Genomic DNA, 15055 nt, shown 5'->3' with positions numbered 1-15055 from the left:
GCGAACAAGCACACTCTTCAATTAAGTGGGTTCTGCTCAACCAGCAACTGTTCGTTGCTTCAGAACAAACACAGTGGACGCGAGCAACTGAGGACAAGCCCTCGGCCTATTAGTACCAGTCAGCTCCACCCCTTACGAGGCTTCCACATCTGGCCTATCAACCCAGTCGTCTACTGGGAGCCTTACCCTCTCAAGGAGGTGGGAATACTCATCTCGAAGCAGGCTTCCCGCTTAGATGCTTTCAGCGGTTATCCCTCCCGAACGTAGCCAACCAGCCATGCCCTTGGCAGGACAACTGGCACACCAGAGGTTCGTCCGTCCCGGTCCTCTCGTACTAGGGACAGCCCTTCTCAATATTCCTACGCGCACAGCGGATAGGGACCGAACTGTCTCACGACGTTCTAAACCCAGCTCGCGTACCGCTTTAATGGGCGAACAGCCCAACCCTTGGGACCGACTCCAGCCCCAGGATGCGACGAGCCGACATCGAGGTGCCAAACCATCCCGTCGATATGGACTCTTGGGGAAGATCAGCCTGTTATCCCCGGGGTACCTTTTATCCGTTGAGCGACGGCGCTTCCACAAGCCACCGCCGGATCACTAGTCCCGACTTTCGTCCCTGCTCGACCCGTCGGTCTCACAGTCAAGCTCCCTTGTGCACTTACACTCAACACCTGATTGCCAACCAGGCTGAGGGAACCTTTGGGCGCCTCCGTTACTCTTTAGGAGGCAACCGCCCCAGTTAAACTACCCATCAGACACTGTCCCTGATCCGGATCACGGACCCAGGTTAGACATCCAGCACGACCAGAGTGGTATTTCAACGACGACTCCACAACCACTGGCGTGGCTGCTTCACAGTCTCCCACCTATCCTACACAAGCCGAACCGAACACCAATATCAAACTGTAGTAAAGGTCCCGGGGTCTTTCCGTCCTGCTGCGCGAAACGAGCATCTTTACTCGTAGTGCAATTTCACCGGGCCTATGGTTGAGACAGTCGAGAAGTCGTTACGCCATTCGTGCAGGTCGGAACTTACCCGACAAGGAATTTCGCTACCTTAGGATGGTTATAGTTACCACCGCCGTTTACTGGCGCTTAAGTTCTCAGCTTCGCCACACCGAAATGTGACTAACCGGTCCCCTTAACGTTCCAGCACCGGGCAGGCGTCAGTCCGTATACATCGCCTTACGGCTTCGCACGGACCTGTGTTTTTAGTAAACAGTCGCTTCTCGCTGGTCTCTGCGGCCACCCCCAGCTCAGAGTGCAAGACTCATCACCGGTGATGGCCCCCCTTCTCCCGAAGTTACGGGGGCATTTTGCCGAGTTCCTTAACCATAGTTCACCCGAACGCCTCGGTATTCTCTACCTGACCACCTGAGTCGGTTTAGGGTACGGGCCGCCATGAAACTCGCTAGAGGCTTTTCTCGACAGCATAGGATCATCCACTTCACCACAATCGGCTCGGCATCAGGTCTCAGGCTTCATGCTGTCCGGATTTGCCTAGACAGCGCCCTACACCCTTACCCCGGGACTACCACCGCCCGGGCTGGACTACCTTCCTGCGTCACCCCATCGCTTACCTACTACCACCTTGGATCAGCGGCTCCACCACTCCCCTTTGTCCGAAGACTCCAGGGCGGCTTCACGGCCTTAGCATTAATGGATTCGATATTGGGCGTTTCAAAGCGGGTACCGGAATATCAACCGGTTGTCCATCGACTACGCCTGTCGGCCTCGCCTTAGGTCCCGACTTACCCTGGGCAGATCAGCTTGACCCAGGAACCCTTAGTCAATCGGCGCACACGTTTCTCACGTGTGTATCGCTACTCATGCCTGCATTCTCACTCGTGAACCGTCCACAACTAGCTTCCGCTGCTGCTTCACCCGGCACACGACGCTCCCCTACCCATCACAGCGGGCGTTGGCCCTCATGCTGCAATGACACGACTTCGGCGGTACGCTTGAGCCCCGCTACATTGTCGGCGCGGAATCACTTGACCAGTGAGCTATTACGCACTCTTTCAAGGGTGGCTGCTTCTAAGCCAACCTCCTGGTTGTCTCTGCGACTCCACATCCTTTCCCACTTAGCGTACGCTTAGGGGCCTTAGTCGATGCTCTGGGCTGTTTCCCTCTCGACCATGGAGCTTATCCCCCACAGTCTCACTGCCGCGCTCTCACTTACCGGCATTCGGAGTTTGGCTAAGGTCAGTAACCCGGTAGGGCCCATCGCCTATCCAGTGCTCTACCTCCGGCAAGAAACACACGACGCTGCACCTAAATGCATTTCGGGGAGAACCAGCTATCACGGAGTTTGATTGGCCTTTCACCCCTAACCACAGGTCATCCCCCAGGTTTTCAACCCTGGTGGGTTCGGTCCTCCACGAAGTCTTACCTCCGCTTCAACCTGCCCATGGCTAGATCACTCCGCTTCGGGTCTAGAGCGTGCAACTCAATCGCCCTGTTCGGACTCGCTTTCGCTACGGCTTCCCCACACGGGTTAACCTCGCTACACACCGCTAACTCGCAGGCTCATTCTTCAAAAGGCACGCAGTCACGACATACGTGCAAGCACGTATGCGACGCTCCCACGGCTTGTAGGCACACGGTTTCAGGTACTATTTCACTCCGCTCCCGCGGTACTTTTCACCATTCCCTCACGGTACTATCCGCTATCGGTCACCAGGGAATATTTAGGCTTAGCGGGTGGTCCCGCCAGATTCACACGGGATTTCTCGGGCCCCGTGCTACTTGGGTGTCTCTCAAACGAGCCGTCAATGTTTCAGCTACGGGGGTCTTACCCTCTACGCCGGACCTTTCGCATGTCCTTCGCCTACATCAACGGTTTCTGACTCGTCTCACAGCCGGCAGACTGTGAAAGAGAGATCCCACAACCCCCACGACGCAACCCCTGCCGGGTCTCACACGTCATAGGTTTGGCCTCATCCGGTTTCGCTCGCCACTACTCCCGGAATCACGGTTGTTTTCTCTTCCTGAGGGTACTGAGATGTTTCACTTCCCCTCGTTCCCTCCACATGCCCTATGTGTTCAGGCATGGGTGACAGCCCATGACGACTGCCGGGTTTCCCCATTCGGAAACCCCCGGATCAAAGCCTGGTTGACGGCTCCCCGGGGACTATCGTGGCCTCCCACGTCCTTCATCGGTTCCTGGTGCCAAGGCATCCACCGTGCGCCCTTAAAAACTTGGCCACAGATGCTCGCGTCCACTGTGCAGTTCTCAAACAACGACCAGCCACCCATCACCCCACCAACAAGTAGTGAGTGCACTGGGGCCGGCAACTGAAGACTTTGGCCTTACCGGCCGCACCTTCAGACACCCAACAGCGTGCCCGGCCCTCCCAGATCGTCTCTCACGTTCCACGCCGAAGCAGTACTAGTGAAATCTTTCCGGAAGTGCCGAATAGTCAACGTTCCACCCATGAGCTGACCGTGCAGAACATTTGCCTGCAATCGGTACTGTGCTCCTTAGAAAGGAGGTGATCCAGCCGCACCTTCCGGTACGGCTACCTTGTTACGACTTCGTCCCAATCGCCAGTCCCACCTTCGACAGCTCCCTCCCACAAGGGGTTGGGCCACCGGCTTCGGGTGTTACCGACTTTCGTGACGTGACGGGCGGTGTGTACAAGGCCCGGGAACGTATTCACCGCAGCAATGCTGATCTGCGATTACTAGCAACTCCGACTTCATGGGGTCGAGTTGCAGACCCCAATCCGAACTGAGACCGGCTTTTTGAGATTCGCTCCGCCTCACGGCATCGCAGCTCATTGTACCGGCCATTGTAGCACGTGTGCAGCCCAAGACATAAGGGGCATGATGACTTGACGTCGTCCCCACCTTCCTCCGAGTTGACCCCGGCAGTCTCCTGTGAGTCCCCATCACCCCGAAGGGCATGCTGGCAACACAGAACAAGGGTTGCGCTCGTTGCGGGACTTAACCCAACATCTCACGACACGAGCTGACGACAGCCATGCACCACCTGTATACCGACCACAAGGGGGGCACTATCTCTAATGCTTTCCGGTATATGTCAAGCCTTGGTAAGGTTCTTCGCGTTGCGTCGAATTAAGCCACATGCTCCGCTGCTTGTGCGGGCCCCCGTCAATTCCTTTGAGTTTTAGCCTTGCGGCCGTACTCCCCAGGCGGGGAACTTAATGCGTTAGCTGCGGCACCGACGACGTGGAATGTCGCCAACACCTAGTTCCCAACGTTTACGGCGTGGACTACCAGGGTATCTAATCCTGTTCGCTCCCCACGCTTTCGCTCCTCAGCGTCAGTAATGGCCCAGAGATCCGCCTTCGCCACCGGTGTTCCTCCTGATATCTGCGCATTTCACCGCTACACCAGGAATTCCGATCTCCCCTACCACACTCTAGCTAGCCCGTATCGAATGCAGACCCGGGGTTAAGCCCCGGGCTTTCACATCCGACGTGACAAGCCGCCTACGAGCTCTTTACGCCCAATAATTCCGGACAACGCTTGCGCCCTACGTATTACCGCGGCTGCTGGCACGTAGTTAGCCGGCGCTTCTTCTGCAGGTACCGTCACTTGCGCTTCTTCCCTGCTGAAAGAGGTTTACAACCCGAAGGCCGTCATCCCTCACGCGGCGTCGCTGCATCAGGCTTTCGCCCATTGTGCAATATTCCCCACTGCTGCCTCCCGTAGGAGTCTGGGCCGTGTCTCAGTCCCAGTGTGGCCGGTCGCCCTCTCAGGCCGGCTACCCGTCGTCGCCTTGGTAGGCCATTACCCCACCAACAAGCTGATAGGCCGCGGGCTCATCCTTCACCGCCGGAGCTTTCCACCCAGAAGCATGCGCTTCCAGGTCGTATCCGGTATTAGACCCCGTTTCCAGGGCTTGTCCCAGAGTGAAGGGCAGATTGCCCACGTGTTACTCACCCGTTCGCCACTAATCCACCCCGAAGGGCTTCATCGTTCGACTTGCATGTGTTAAGCACGCCGCCAGCGTTCGTCCTGAGCCAGGATCAAACTCTCCATGAATGTTTACCGGTAATCCGGTGCACACCACGAAAGAGCGGAACAACCCGGTCGGAATATGACCAGTTGTCCTCAGCGTCCTCGCTGTGTTGTTGCCACCCGCAAGCGGATGGACTTTTCAAAGGAACCTCCAACCCACCATCACTGGCAGGCCGGGGTTGTCAATCTGGCGTTGACTTTTGGCACGCTGTTGAGTTCTCAAGGTACGGACGCTTCCTTTGTTCCCGTTTCCGGGCCCTCCGGGCGCTTCCTTCGTTTCCGACTCTATCAGACTCTTTCGCGTCCGATTCCCGTGTCGGCGGGATTTGCTTTCCGGGGTTTTCGCTTTCGCGCTTTCCCTTTCGGCGTGGTCACTACTTTAGCCGATTTCCCCGGCCGCTCATAATCGAGCCGCTGGATCCGAATTTCGGCATGCCGAAACAGGGACCCGTTCGGGTCAGCCGTAGGTAGTGGGTGGCCGCTTCGGGTTGCTGAACAGCAGGGCCCGTCTCAAGCGGCTCGGGCTACGTTAGGCGTCCGGCGGGGCCGAGTCAAGTTGCGCGGCGGCGTGGCTGATGGGCTCGGTAGGGGCTGACTGTCGGGTCGTCAGAGATCCAGAACCGCCAGGGATGTGGGGCTCCCTCGCCGCCCACTCCCGTGCGCGGACCACTGCGCACCAGGTCGGGGGCTGCGGGCGTGCCCGTAAGTACGGACAGCGGGGCGCCGGGGGCGGTGCAGACGTCCGTACCGTCCAGGGCCCGGTCGATGTCCAGGGCCGTGGCCAGGCGGGCCGGGCCTTTGGCCAGTTCCTTGTCATTTCGGGCCGAGATTCGACGTTTGCGGGCCAGCTCCGCGCCCACCTGGATCTCGCCCGCCCGCAGCAGCACCCCGCTCGCCCGGCCCTCGGGGCCGCACACCAGGTTGAGGCAGTGCCACATCCCGTAGGTGAAGTAGACGTACGCGTGTCCGGGCGGGCCGAACATCACGCCGTTGCGGGCGGTCCGGCCCCGGAAGGCGTGGGAACCCGGGTCGTTGGCTCCGTCGTACGCCTCCACCTCGGTCAGGCGCAGCTCGACCGGGCCGTCGGGGGTGCTTCTCACCAGGGTGCGGCCGAGCAGGTCGGGGGCGACCTCCAGGACAGGGCGGTCGAAGAAGGCGCGTGGAAGTGGCATACGTTCGGGGCCCGCGATCATGGCGTACGAGCGTAGCGGTTGGCGGCGCGGAACCGGAGCCCGAGGCTGCGCGTTCACAAGGGGCAGGATCTATGGAGGGAACAGCATGGGGTTCAAGCGTCTGCTTGCGAGCCTGGGGGCCGGGGGCGCTTCGGTGGAGACCGGGCTGACCGAGGCCAATGTCGTGCCGGGCGGTGTCGTCCAGGGCGAGGTGCGCATCCAGGGCGGGTCCGTGGACCAGCAGATCGAGGGGCTCTCGGTCGGCTTGCAGGCGCGCGTCGAGGTCGAGGGCGGTGACCACGAGACCAAGCAGGACATCGAGTTCACCAAGGTGCGGCTCGGCGGGGCCTTCGAGGTGAAGGCGGGCGCAGTGCACGTGGTGCCGTTCGGGCTTGAGATCCCCTGGGAGACGCCGGTCACGACCGTCGACGGGCAGCCGCTGCGCGGAATGCACATCGGCGTGACGACGGAGCTGGAGATCGCGCGCGCCATCGACGCGGGCGATCTGGACCCGCTGCCCGCACAGCAGGCGATCCTCGACGCCTTCATCAAGCTGGGCTTCCGCTTCAAGAGCGCGGACATGGAGCGCGGGCACATCCGTGGGACGCGGCAGCGGCTTCCATTCTACCAGGAGATCGAGTTCTACGCGCCGTCGGAGTACCGCGGGCTGAACCAGGTGGAGCTGACGTTCGTCGCGGACGACCGCGCCATGGACGTCGTCCTGGAGATGGACAAGAAGCCGGGCCTGTTCAGCGAGGGCAGCGACTCGTACCGCTCGTTCCAGGTCGGTCTGTACGACTACCAGGGGACGGATTGGGCCGCGTATCTGCACCAGTGGCTGGCGGAGGTCGGCGGCAGGCGCAACTGGTTCTAGGCTCGGCCCCAATCACTGGTTACCGATCAGGAGGTGCACGCGTGAGCGAGCTCAAGAGGCCGCCGCTTCCCCATGACTTCCACCCCGAGGTGCCGTCGTTCACCGTGGTGAGCGAGGACGTCCAAGAAGGCGCGGTATTGAAGGACGCCCAGGTCTACGCGGCGGGGAACACCTCGCCCCACCTTCGGTGGGAGGGGTTCCCGGCCGGGACGAAGAGCTTCGCGGTGACGTGCTTCGACCCGGACGCGCCGACGGGCAGCGGGTTCTGGCACTGGGTGGTGTTCGACATCCCGGCGTCGGTGACCGAGCTGCCGACGGGCGCGGGCAGCGGGAAGTTCGAGGGGCTGCCGGCCGGGGCGGTCCAGGTCCGCAACGACTACGGGTCGAAGGACTTCGGCGGCGCCGCTCCGCCGGCCGGGGAGTCGCACCGCTATGTGTTCACCGTTTACGCGGTGGATTCGGAGAAGCTGGGGCCGGACGCGGACGCCTCCTGCGCCGCCGTCGGATTCCATCTGCGTTTCCACGCACTGGGACGCGCCCAGCTGATCGGCACGTACACCGGTCCTTCGAACAGCTGACTCCGGGTAGCTGATCGTTCCTTCATTGTTTGCCCTGCTCTGGTCTTGGAGAGATCAGAGCAGGGCATTTTTAATGCGTTGTCCGTTGTGGCAAGCCCGGCCAGAGTTGATCCAAGCCCGCCAGGGGGTGGGCCGGCACTACGCGGAGGTGGGCATTATGCGGGACACACTGGTACTGAACGCGAGCTTCGAGCCGCTCTCGACGGTGACGCTGAACCGTGCCGTGGTGCTGATCCTCCAGGACAAGGCCGTCGTCGAGCAGGAGCATCCCGAGCTCAGGATGCGTGCGGCCGCCGTCGAGATACCGGTGCCGCGGGTGATCAGGCTCTGCCGGTACGTACGGGTGCCGTTCCGAAGACAGGCTCCGTGGTCGAGAAGGGGTGTGCTGGTCCGGGACCAGCACCGTTGCGCGTACTGCGGGCGGCGCGCGACGACCGTGGACCATGTGGTGCCGCGGGCCCAGGGCGGGCGGGACAGCTGGCTGAACACGGTGGCGTCGTGCGCGGAGGACAACCACCGCAAGGCGGATCGGACGCCGGAGGAGGCGGCGATGCCGCTGTTGCGTCAGCCGTTTGTGCCGTCGCCCGCCGACGCGATGCTGCTCGGGATGGCGGCCGGGGATCGGTCCGCTCTGCCGGAGTGGTTGGCTCGGGGGGCCGCGTAGCACTGCGCGTGCAGTTTTACGACTGCGGACCGTGCGCGGCGGCGCCGCTGGTGCAGTAATTCGACTGCGGGCCGTGCGTGGCTGGTCGCGCAGTTCCCCGCGCCCCTAAATACCTGGGGGGTGACCCACCGCTTTATCGCGGTGGGTCACCCCCCAGGTTTTTTCTCACCGCAGCACCAGCTGCACGATCGCCACCACCCCCACCGCGATGATCACGCCGCGCAGTACCGCGGGCTTCAGGCGGCGGCCGACCCTCGCGCCGATCTGGCCCCCGATCGTCGAGCCGACGGCGATGAGGAGGACCGACGTCCAGTCGAAGTCGGCGACAAAGAGGAAGAAGAGGGCCGCGACGCCGTTGACCACGGCGGCGAGGATGTTCTTGACGGCGTTGATCCGCTGCAGGGACTCATGGAGCAGCAGGCCCATCAGGGAGAGATAGAGGACGCCCTGGGCGGCGCCGAAGTAGCCGCCGTAGATGCTGGCGCAGAAGAGGCCGACGAGGAGCAGTACGCCGCCGTCGGGGTTGGTCTCCGTGCCGGTGGCCTCGCGGCGGCGCTTGAGCGCGGCGGCGATGCGCGGCTGGAACAGGACGAGCAGCAGGGCCAGGCCGACCAGTACGGGGACGATCGCGTCGAACGCCTTCGACGGCAGGGCGAGCAGCAGGATCGCGCCGGTCAGTCCGCCGATGAGGGCGGCGGCGCCGAGGCGCAGCACCCGGTGGCGCTGGCCGGTCAGTTCGCCCCGGTAGCCGATGGCCCCGCTGATGGAGCCGGGGACCAGGCCGAGGGTGTTGGACACGTTCGCCGTGATCGGCGGAAGACCGGTGGCCAGCAGCACGGGAAAGGTGATCAGGGTGCCGGAGCCGACGATCGTGTTGATGGTGCCGGCGCCGACGCCGGCCGCGAAGACCGCGAGTGCTTCCCAGATGGGCAAGGCCATCTCCTTACACAATCAGTGAGACGCCTCCCCGCCATGGAGGTCGAGGGGCCGTACTGATCATGCACGCTTGTGTGGAGGAGACAGTCGTCCGGGTCGCATCATGGACTTCGCGCCACCGTGGCGCCAACTCGCGTCAGTCGACGGGGGGTTCCTCGCGGCGCTCGGAGCCCGTGTTGAAGCCGGGCACTCCGCTGCCGAGGTTGCCGAACGCGCCGGACAGGCCCTTGAGCGCGTCGCCGATCTCGCTGGGCACGATCCAGAGCTTGTTGGCGTCGCCCTCGGCGATCTTCGGGAGCATCTGGAGGTACTGGTAGGAGAGGAGCTTCTGGTCGGGGTCGCCCGCGTGGATGGACTCGAAGACCGTACGGATCGCCTGGGCCTCGCCCTCGGCGCGCAGCGCGGCCGCCTTGGCCTCGCCTTCGGCGCGCAGGATCGCGGACTGCTTCTCACCTTCGGCGCGCAGGATCTCCGACTGCCGGACACCTTCGGCCTGGAGGATCGCGGCGCGCTTGTCACGGTCGGCGCGCATCTGCTTCTCCATCGAGTCCTGGATGGAGGTCGGCGGCTCGATCGCCTTGAGCTCGACGCGGTTGACGCGGATGCCCCACTTGCCGGTGGCCTCGTCGAGGACGCCGCGCAGGGCCGCGTTGATCTCCTCGCGGGAGGTCAGGGTCCGCTCCAGGTCCATGCCGCCGATGATGTTGCGGAGCGTGGTGACGGTGAGCTGCTCGATGGCCTGGATGTAGCTGGCGACCTCGTAGGTGGCGGCCCGGGCGTCGGTCACCTGGTAGTAGATGACGGTGTCGATGTTGACGACCAGGTTGTCCTGGGTGATCACCGGCTGGGGCGGGAACGGCACGACCTGCTCGCGCAGGTCGATGCGGTTGCGGATCGAGTCGATGAACGGGACGACGATGTTCAGTCCGGCGTTCAGCGTCCTCGTATAGCGGCCGAAGCGCTCCACGATGGCGGCGCTGGCCTGCGGGATCACCTGGATGGTCTTGATCAGGGCGATGAAGACCAGCACCACCAGAATGATCAGGACGATGATGATCGGTTGCATCGCGTTCCCCGTGCCTCTCTTGCCTCTAGGAAGTGCCCGGAAGCGCTGGCGCTCCCGGCCCGGATGATCCTGGCATGGTTCACATCACGATGGCAGTCGCTCCGTCGATCTCGACCACATCGACCTGCTGGCCGGGCTCGAAGGACTGGCCGTCGTCGAGCGTACGGGCCGACCAGACCTCGCCCGCGAGCTTGATCCGGCCGCCACTGCCGTCGACTCTTTCCAGGACGACCGCCTGACGGCCTTTCAACGCGTCGATTCCGGTGGCGAGTTGGGGCCGCTCGCTGCTGTGCCGGGCCGCGATGGGCCGTACGACGGCGATGAGCGCGACCGAGACCGCGAGGAAGACGAGGACTTGGGCGACGGTGCCCAGGCCCAGGCCCGCGCCGACGGCGCCGGCGACAGCGCCGACGGCCATCATGCCGAACTCCGGCATCGCGGTCAGTACGAGGGGGATGCCCAGACCCGCTGCTGCGATCAGCCACCAAACCCATGCGTTCACGAGGTCATGGTAGGTCCGGGCACCCCGTCACGGACAGTGCACCTTTGAACGGCCGGGCGTCAGGCGAGCGGGAGGCCGGTCGCGGAGTAGCGGTCGCCGCGGTGCTCGACGACGAGCGGGAGCCCGAAGCAGAGCGAGAGGTTGCGGGAGGTCAGCTCGGTCTCCATGGGGCCGGCGGCGAGCACCTTGCCCTGGCGGATCATCAGGACGTGGGTGAAGCCGGGGGCGATCTCCTCGACGTGGTGCGTGACCATGACCATCGAGGGCGCGAACGGGTCGCGCGCGAGCCGGCCGAGCCGGCGCACCAGGTCCTCGCGGCCGCCGAGGTCGAGACCGGCGGCGGGCTCGTCGAGGAGCAGGAGCTCGGGGTCGGTCATCATCGCGCGGGCGATGAGGGTGCGCTTGCGCTCGCCCTCGGAGAGGGTGCCGAACTTGCGGTCCAGGTAGTCGGTCATGCCGAGCCGGTCGAGGAAGGCGCGGGCGCGCTCCTCGTCGACGGCGTCGTACTGCTCCTGCCAGGTGGCGGTCATGCCGTACGCGGCGGTGAGCACCGTCTGGAGCACGGTCTGGCGCTTGGGCAGCTTGTCGGCCATGGCGACACCGGCCATGCCGATGCGCGGGCGCAGCTCGAACACGTCCACCTTGCCGAGCCGGTCGCCGAGGATCGTCGCCGAGCCGGTGGTCGGGAAGAGGTAGCTGGAGGCGATGTTGAGGAGGGTGGTCTTGCCGGCGCCGTTGGGGCCGAGGATCACCCAGCGCTCGCCCTCCTTGACCGACCAGGAGACGTCGTCCACCAGAGCGCGTCCGTCGCGGACCACGGATACGTCCACCAGCTCCAGTACATCGCTCATGAGCGCGTTGTCTCCCCATGCAATCGTCTTGAGGTCCGGGCTGTGCCTGTGGGCAGGGCCCCGGGAAATCTCCCAGACAAAACCTACGCCACTGACGGAGTGGACCTGCCGTGAGGGCCAGTCCCTAGGCTGGGGCCATGTTCTCGGAACCACGTTCAGGTCGGCTGGCCGCATGGGGAAATGCCCTGTTGGCCGGGAAAGTTTCGCCGGACGACGCCGCGCTGGCGATCGTCGGGGACGACACGGTGCACCGGGTGGCGGGGCTGCCCGGGGAGGCGGCGCCGGTGGGACTCACGCTGGCGCTCGGTCGGCTGCGCGCTCTCGGCGTCTCCGGCTTCCGGGTCGCGCTGCCCGCGCCGGGGCATCCGCTGGGGCTCAGCGGGCCGCCGGAGTTCAACGCGCGGGCGCTGGAGGCCGGGGAGGCGGTGGTCGGCTTCGGGGCGCCGCACGGTCTGGTGCCCGAGGTCCGCGAGGCGGGGCCGACCGGTGATGTGCACACCGAGGTGGTGTGGCACTGCCTCGCGGTACGTCAGGCGCCGCCCGCCGATGTGCCCTCGCTCGGGGAGGCGGAGCGGGAGCTCGCGGAGGCGCTGTGGGACGCGACGGCGGCGCTGACGCGGCTCGACATCGCCGGGGCGGGTCCGGCGGCGGAGGCGGCGATCGACGCGTACCGGGCGCGGGCGGAGGTCTTGGGCTCCGGCGAGGAGGTCCTGGCGCCGGGCTACCCGCCGCGTGCGGTACGGGTGTTGGAGCTGGCCCGGCGGGTGGGGCTGCTCGTCTCGGTGGCGCAGGCGGCCGAGGGGCGCTCCGTGGCGGGCGCGGTGAGCGCGTCGGAACTGGCGGCCCGTAGTGCGGTGCTGCGCCCGGTCGAGCGGGTGGCCCGGCGGGCGCGGGTGGCGGCGTACAACGCGGTGGTGGAGGAGAAGGAGCGGGGGTAGGGGGCGGGGGGTGCGGGGGCTCCACCCCCGGGCCCCCTCAGGAGCGCGCCCCTGTACCCCCTACCCCCCTTGAACCCTCGCCGCAGTCAGTCGTTCTGGCACTCGTTCCCGAAGGCCGAGTTCAGCAGGCCGACGACGTTGATCGTGTTGCCGCAGACGTTGACCGGGACGTGGACCGGGGCCTGGATCAGGTTGCCGGAGACCACGCCCGGGGAGTCCTTGGCCTCGCCGTGGGCGTCCGCTCCGTGCGCGGAGGCCGCGCCGGCACCGGCGGCCATGAGTCCACCGGCGACCATGGTGATGGCGGCGGCCTTCTTCAGGTTCTTCACTTCAGGTTCCTCCTGGTCCCGCTGCGGCGGAGCGCCGCAGCACGCCATGAAGAACGCCTGTCGTACCGGAGGGATGCGCCGGACGGGTGACATCCACCCGACGGTATGAATCTCTCACCGGAGCATGACGATCCGTATTTACGGATCGTCGGCCCGACGGCTACCCCGCCACCCCGTGCCGTACCGCCCACAGCGCCGCCTGGGTGCGGTCCGCGAGGTCCAGCTTCATCAGGATGTTGGAGACGTGCGTCTTGACGGTCTTCTCGGAGAGGACGAGCGCCCGGGCGATCTCGCGGTTGGAGCGGCCGTCCGCGATCAGGCCGAGGACTTCGCGCTCGCGCTCGGTCAGCGAGGTGCCCCGGCCCTGGCCGGTGCCCGCGTCGTCCTGGGAGAGCAGCGCGCCCGCGACCTCGGGCTGGAGCAGCACATGGCCCGCGTGGACCGAGCGGATCGCCCCGGCCAGCGCCTCCGGGTCGACGTCCTTGTACACATAGCCCGCCGCGCCCGCCCGCAGCGCGGGCACCACCGTGCGCTGCTCGGTGAAGCTGGTGACGATCAGGACCTTCGCCGGGTTGGCGAGCGTGCGCAGCTTGCGCAGCGCCTCGATGCCGTCCATGCCGGGCATCTTCACGTCCATCAGGACGACGTCGGGCTTCAGCTCCTCGGCCCGGGCGACCCCCTCGGCGCCGTCGGCGGCCTCGCCGACGACCTCGATGTCGTCCTGGACCTCAAGGAACGTACGCAGTCCGCGGCGGACCACCTGGTGGTCGTCGACCAGGAGCACTTTGATGCTGTCAGCCACCTGGCACCTCCATCTCGATCGTGGCGCCCTGGCCGGGTGCCGATTTCACGATGAGCCGGCCCCCGACGCCGCTCGCCCGGTGCCGCATCGACACCAGGCCGAGGTGGCGGCCGGCCCGGCGGACCGCGCGGGGCTCGAATCCCTGGCCGTCGTCGACGACCCGCAGGGCGGCGCCGTGGCCGCGCCGTACCAGGACGACGGAGACGTGCTGTGCCTGCGAGTGGCGCAGGGCGTTGTGCAGGGCCTCCTGGGCGACGCGCAGGAGCGCCTCCTCCTGGGCGGGCGGCAGCGCCCGCACCCCGCAGTTCTCGAAGGTGACCTCGGCGCTGTGGGCGCGGTCGAGCACCTGGATCTGCGTACGCAGGGTGTTGACCAGGCCGTCCTCCTCCAGGGCGGCCGGGCGCAGCTCGACGACGGCCGCGCGCAGCTCGTCGGCGGCCTCGGCGGCGAGCACGGCCACCTGCTGGAGCTCGCCCTTGGCGCGGGCCGGGTCGCGGTCGATGAGGGCGGCCGCGGCCTGGGCGGTGAGCCGCAGCGAGAACAGCTTCTGACTGACCGCGTCGTGCAGCTCGTGCGCGAGGCGCGTGCGCTCCTCGGTGATGGTGAGCTCGCGGCTGCGCTCGTAAAGACGGGCGTTGGTGAGCGCGATCGCCGCGTGCTGGGCGAGGATGCCCAGCAGTGCGGCGTCGTCCTCGGTGAAGCCGCAGCCGCCGTCGGGCTTGGGGCAGCGCTTGTTGGCGAGGAAGAGGGTGCCCACCGTCTCCTCGCCGTCGCGGATCGGCACGCCCAGGAAGTCGGACATGTCGGGGTGCGCGGCGGGCCAGCCGCCGAAGCGGGGGTCCTTGCGCACATCGGCGATCCGCTCGGGCTTCTCCTCGTGCAGCATCGCCGCGAGGATGCCGTGCTGGCGCGGCAGCGGACCGATCGCCTTCCATTGCTCGTCGCTGACGCCGTCGACCACGAACTGGGCGAAGCCGCCGTGGTCGTCGGGGACGCCGAGCGCCGCGTACTCCGCGTCCAGCAGCTCGCGCGCCGACGCGACGATCGTCTTGAGGACGTCGCGGACCTCAAGATGCCTGCTCATCGCGAGGAGCGCGGTGCTGACGGCGGCGAGGCCGGAGCTCGGTCGGTGACTCATGGGATCACCGTACCCGTGGGGTGTGACGGTGCGTATCCGCCTGTGGACGGCCGTGGGTTAGGACCCGCGGACTAGGTCGAAGTGCCTTGATCGGCTGGGGCGGGCGGCTGAGGCGGACGGGACGTACGGGGAGTGACGCTGAGGTTGTCGGCGGGAGGAGCCCGGTCCGCCGACAGGAAGAGACGACGGGCACCGACGAACGGGCACACGCCG

The 15055-nt window shown here is 65.6% G+C and carries 12 protein-coding genes and 2 rRNA genes; 4 read left to right on the top strand and 10 right to left on the bottom strand.

Going from position 1 to position 15055, the window contains the following annotated elements:
- Positions 1 to 89: 89 nt before the first annotated feature.
- From ACT1U9_RS24830 to ACT1U9_RS24820, 3 genes are all read right to left on the bottom strand, one after another.
- Positions 90 to 3210 (bottom strand): 23S ribosomal RNA (locus ACT1U9_RS24830).
- A 280-nt stretch (positions 3211 to 3490) separates the two neighbouring features.
- Positions 3491 to 5016: ribosomal RNA gene (locus ACT1U9_RS24825) — 16S ribosomal RNA — on the bottom strand.
- The 16S and 23S rRNA genes sit together here, the layout of an rRNA operon.
- Positions 5017 to 5543: 527 nt before the next feature.
- Complete coding sequence (locus ACT1U9_RS24820) at positions 5544 to 6185, bottom strand: DNA-3-methyladenine glycosylase (RefSeq protein ID WP_444534868.1); 642 nt, start codon at positions 6183 to 6185, stop codon at positions 5544 to 5546.
- An 85-nt stretch (positions 6186 to 6270) separates the two neighbouring features.
- On the opposite strand from ACT1U9_RS24820, the gene ACT1U9_RS24815 reads away from it, so the two are divergent.
- From ACT1U9_RS24815 to ACT1U9_RS24805, 3 genes are all read left to right on the top strand, one after another.
- On the top strand, positions 6271 to 7038 hold the full coding sequence (locus ACT1U9_RS24815; RefSeq protein WP_444534867.1) for a sporulation protein: 768 nt from the start codon (positions 6271 to 6273) through the stop codon (positions 7036 to 7038).
- Positions 7039 to 7079: 41 nt separating this feature from the next.
- The gene (locus ACT1U9_RS24810; protein WP_444534866.1) at positions 7080 to 7616 is read left to right on the top strand and encodes a YbhB/YbcL family Raf kinase inhibitor-like protein; all 537 of its coding nucleotides are present in this window, start codon (positions 7080 to 7082) and stop codon (positions 7614 to 7616) included.
- Positions 7617 to 7773: 157 nt separating this feature from the next.
- Positions 7774 to 8280 carry an HNH endonuclease gene (locus ACT1U9_RS24805; RefSeq protein ID WP_444534865.1) on the top strand — a complete coding sequence of 169 codons (507 nt, stop codon included), beginning with the start codon at positions 7774 to 7776 and terminating at the stop codon, positions 8278 to 8280.
- 165 nt (positions 8281 to 8445) lie between these two features.
- Here ACT1U9_RS24805 and ACT1U9_RS24800 read toward each other — a convergent pair whose 3' ends face one another.
- The 4 genes from ACT1U9_RS24800 to ACT1U9_RS24785 all read right to left on the bottom strand — a co-directional run bounded on the left by ACT1U9_RS24800 (position 8446) and on the right by ACT1U9_RS24785 (position 11635).
- Entirely contained in the window at positions 8446 to 9219 is a 774-nt protein-coding gene (locus ACT1U9_RS24800) for a sulfite exporter TauE/SafE family protein (RefSeq protein ID WP_444534864.1), read from the bottom strand.
- Between the two features lie 133 nt (positions 9220 to 9352).
- Positions 9353 to 10282, bottom strand: a complete 930-nt coding sequence (locus tag ACT1U9_RS24795; protein ID WP_444534863.1) for an SPFH domain-containing protein — start codon at positions 10280 to 10282, stop codon at positions 9353 to 9355.
- 79 nt (positions 10283 to 10361) lie between these two features.
- A complete protein-coding gene (locus ACT1U9_RS24790; RefSeq protein WP_444534862.1) occupies positions 10362 to 10784 on the bottom strand; it encodes an NfeD family protein in 423 nt (140 codons plus the stop codon).
- Positions 10785 to 10843: 59 nt separating this feature from the next.
- Positions 10844 to 11635, bottom strand: a complete 792-nt coding sequence (locus ACT1U9_RS24785; RefSeq protein ID WP_444534861.1) for an ABC transporter ATP-binding protein — start codon at positions 11633 to 11635, stop codon at positions 10844 to 10846.
- Between the two features lie 137 nt (positions 11636 to 11772).
- Between ACT1U9_RS24785 and ACT1U9_RS24780 the strand changes: the two genes are divergently transcribed.
- Positions 11773 to 12573: a hypothetical protein gene (locus ACT1U9_RS24780; protein WP_444534860.1), complete on the top strand. Its 801-nt coding sequence runs from the start codon at positions 11773 to 11775 to the stop codon at positions 12571 to 12573.
- An 86-nt stretch (positions 12574 to 12659) separates the two neighbouring features.
- Here the strand turns inward: ACT1U9_RS24780 and ACT1U9_RS24775 are convergent, their stop codons facing one another.
- The 3 genes from ACT1U9_RS24775 to ACT1U9_RS24765 all read right to left on the bottom strand — a co-directional run bounded on the left by ACT1U9_RS24775 (position 12660) and on the right by ACT1U9_RS24765 (position 14842).
- A complete protein-coding gene (locus ACT1U9_RS24775) occupies positions 12660 to 12902 on the bottom strand; it encodes a chaplin (protein WP_444539234.1) in 243 nt (80 codons plus the stop codon).
- Between the two features lie 160 nt (positions 12903 to 13062).
- A complete protein-coding gene (locus tag ACT1U9_RS24770; RefSeq protein WP_444534859.1) occupies positions 13063 to 13704 on the bottom strand; it encodes a response regulator in 642 nt (213 codons plus the stop codon).
- A complete protein-coding gene (locus ACT1U9_RS24765) occupies positions 13697 to 14842 on the bottom strand; it encodes a GAF domain-containing sensor histidine kinase (protein WP_444534858.1) in 1146 nt (381 codons plus the stop codon). Before ACT1U9_RS24765 ends, ACT1U9_RS24770 begins: the two co-directional genes overlap by 8 nt.
- Between the last annotated feature and the right edge of the window lie 213 nt (positions 14843 to 15055).

This window comes from Streptomyces sp. BR1 (genome assembly GCF_052373795.1).
Lineage (GTDB): Bacteria > Actinomycetota > Actinomycetes > Streptomycetales > Streptomycetaceae > Streptomyces.
This window is presented reverse-complemented; position numbering and strand designations above follow the sequence as displayed.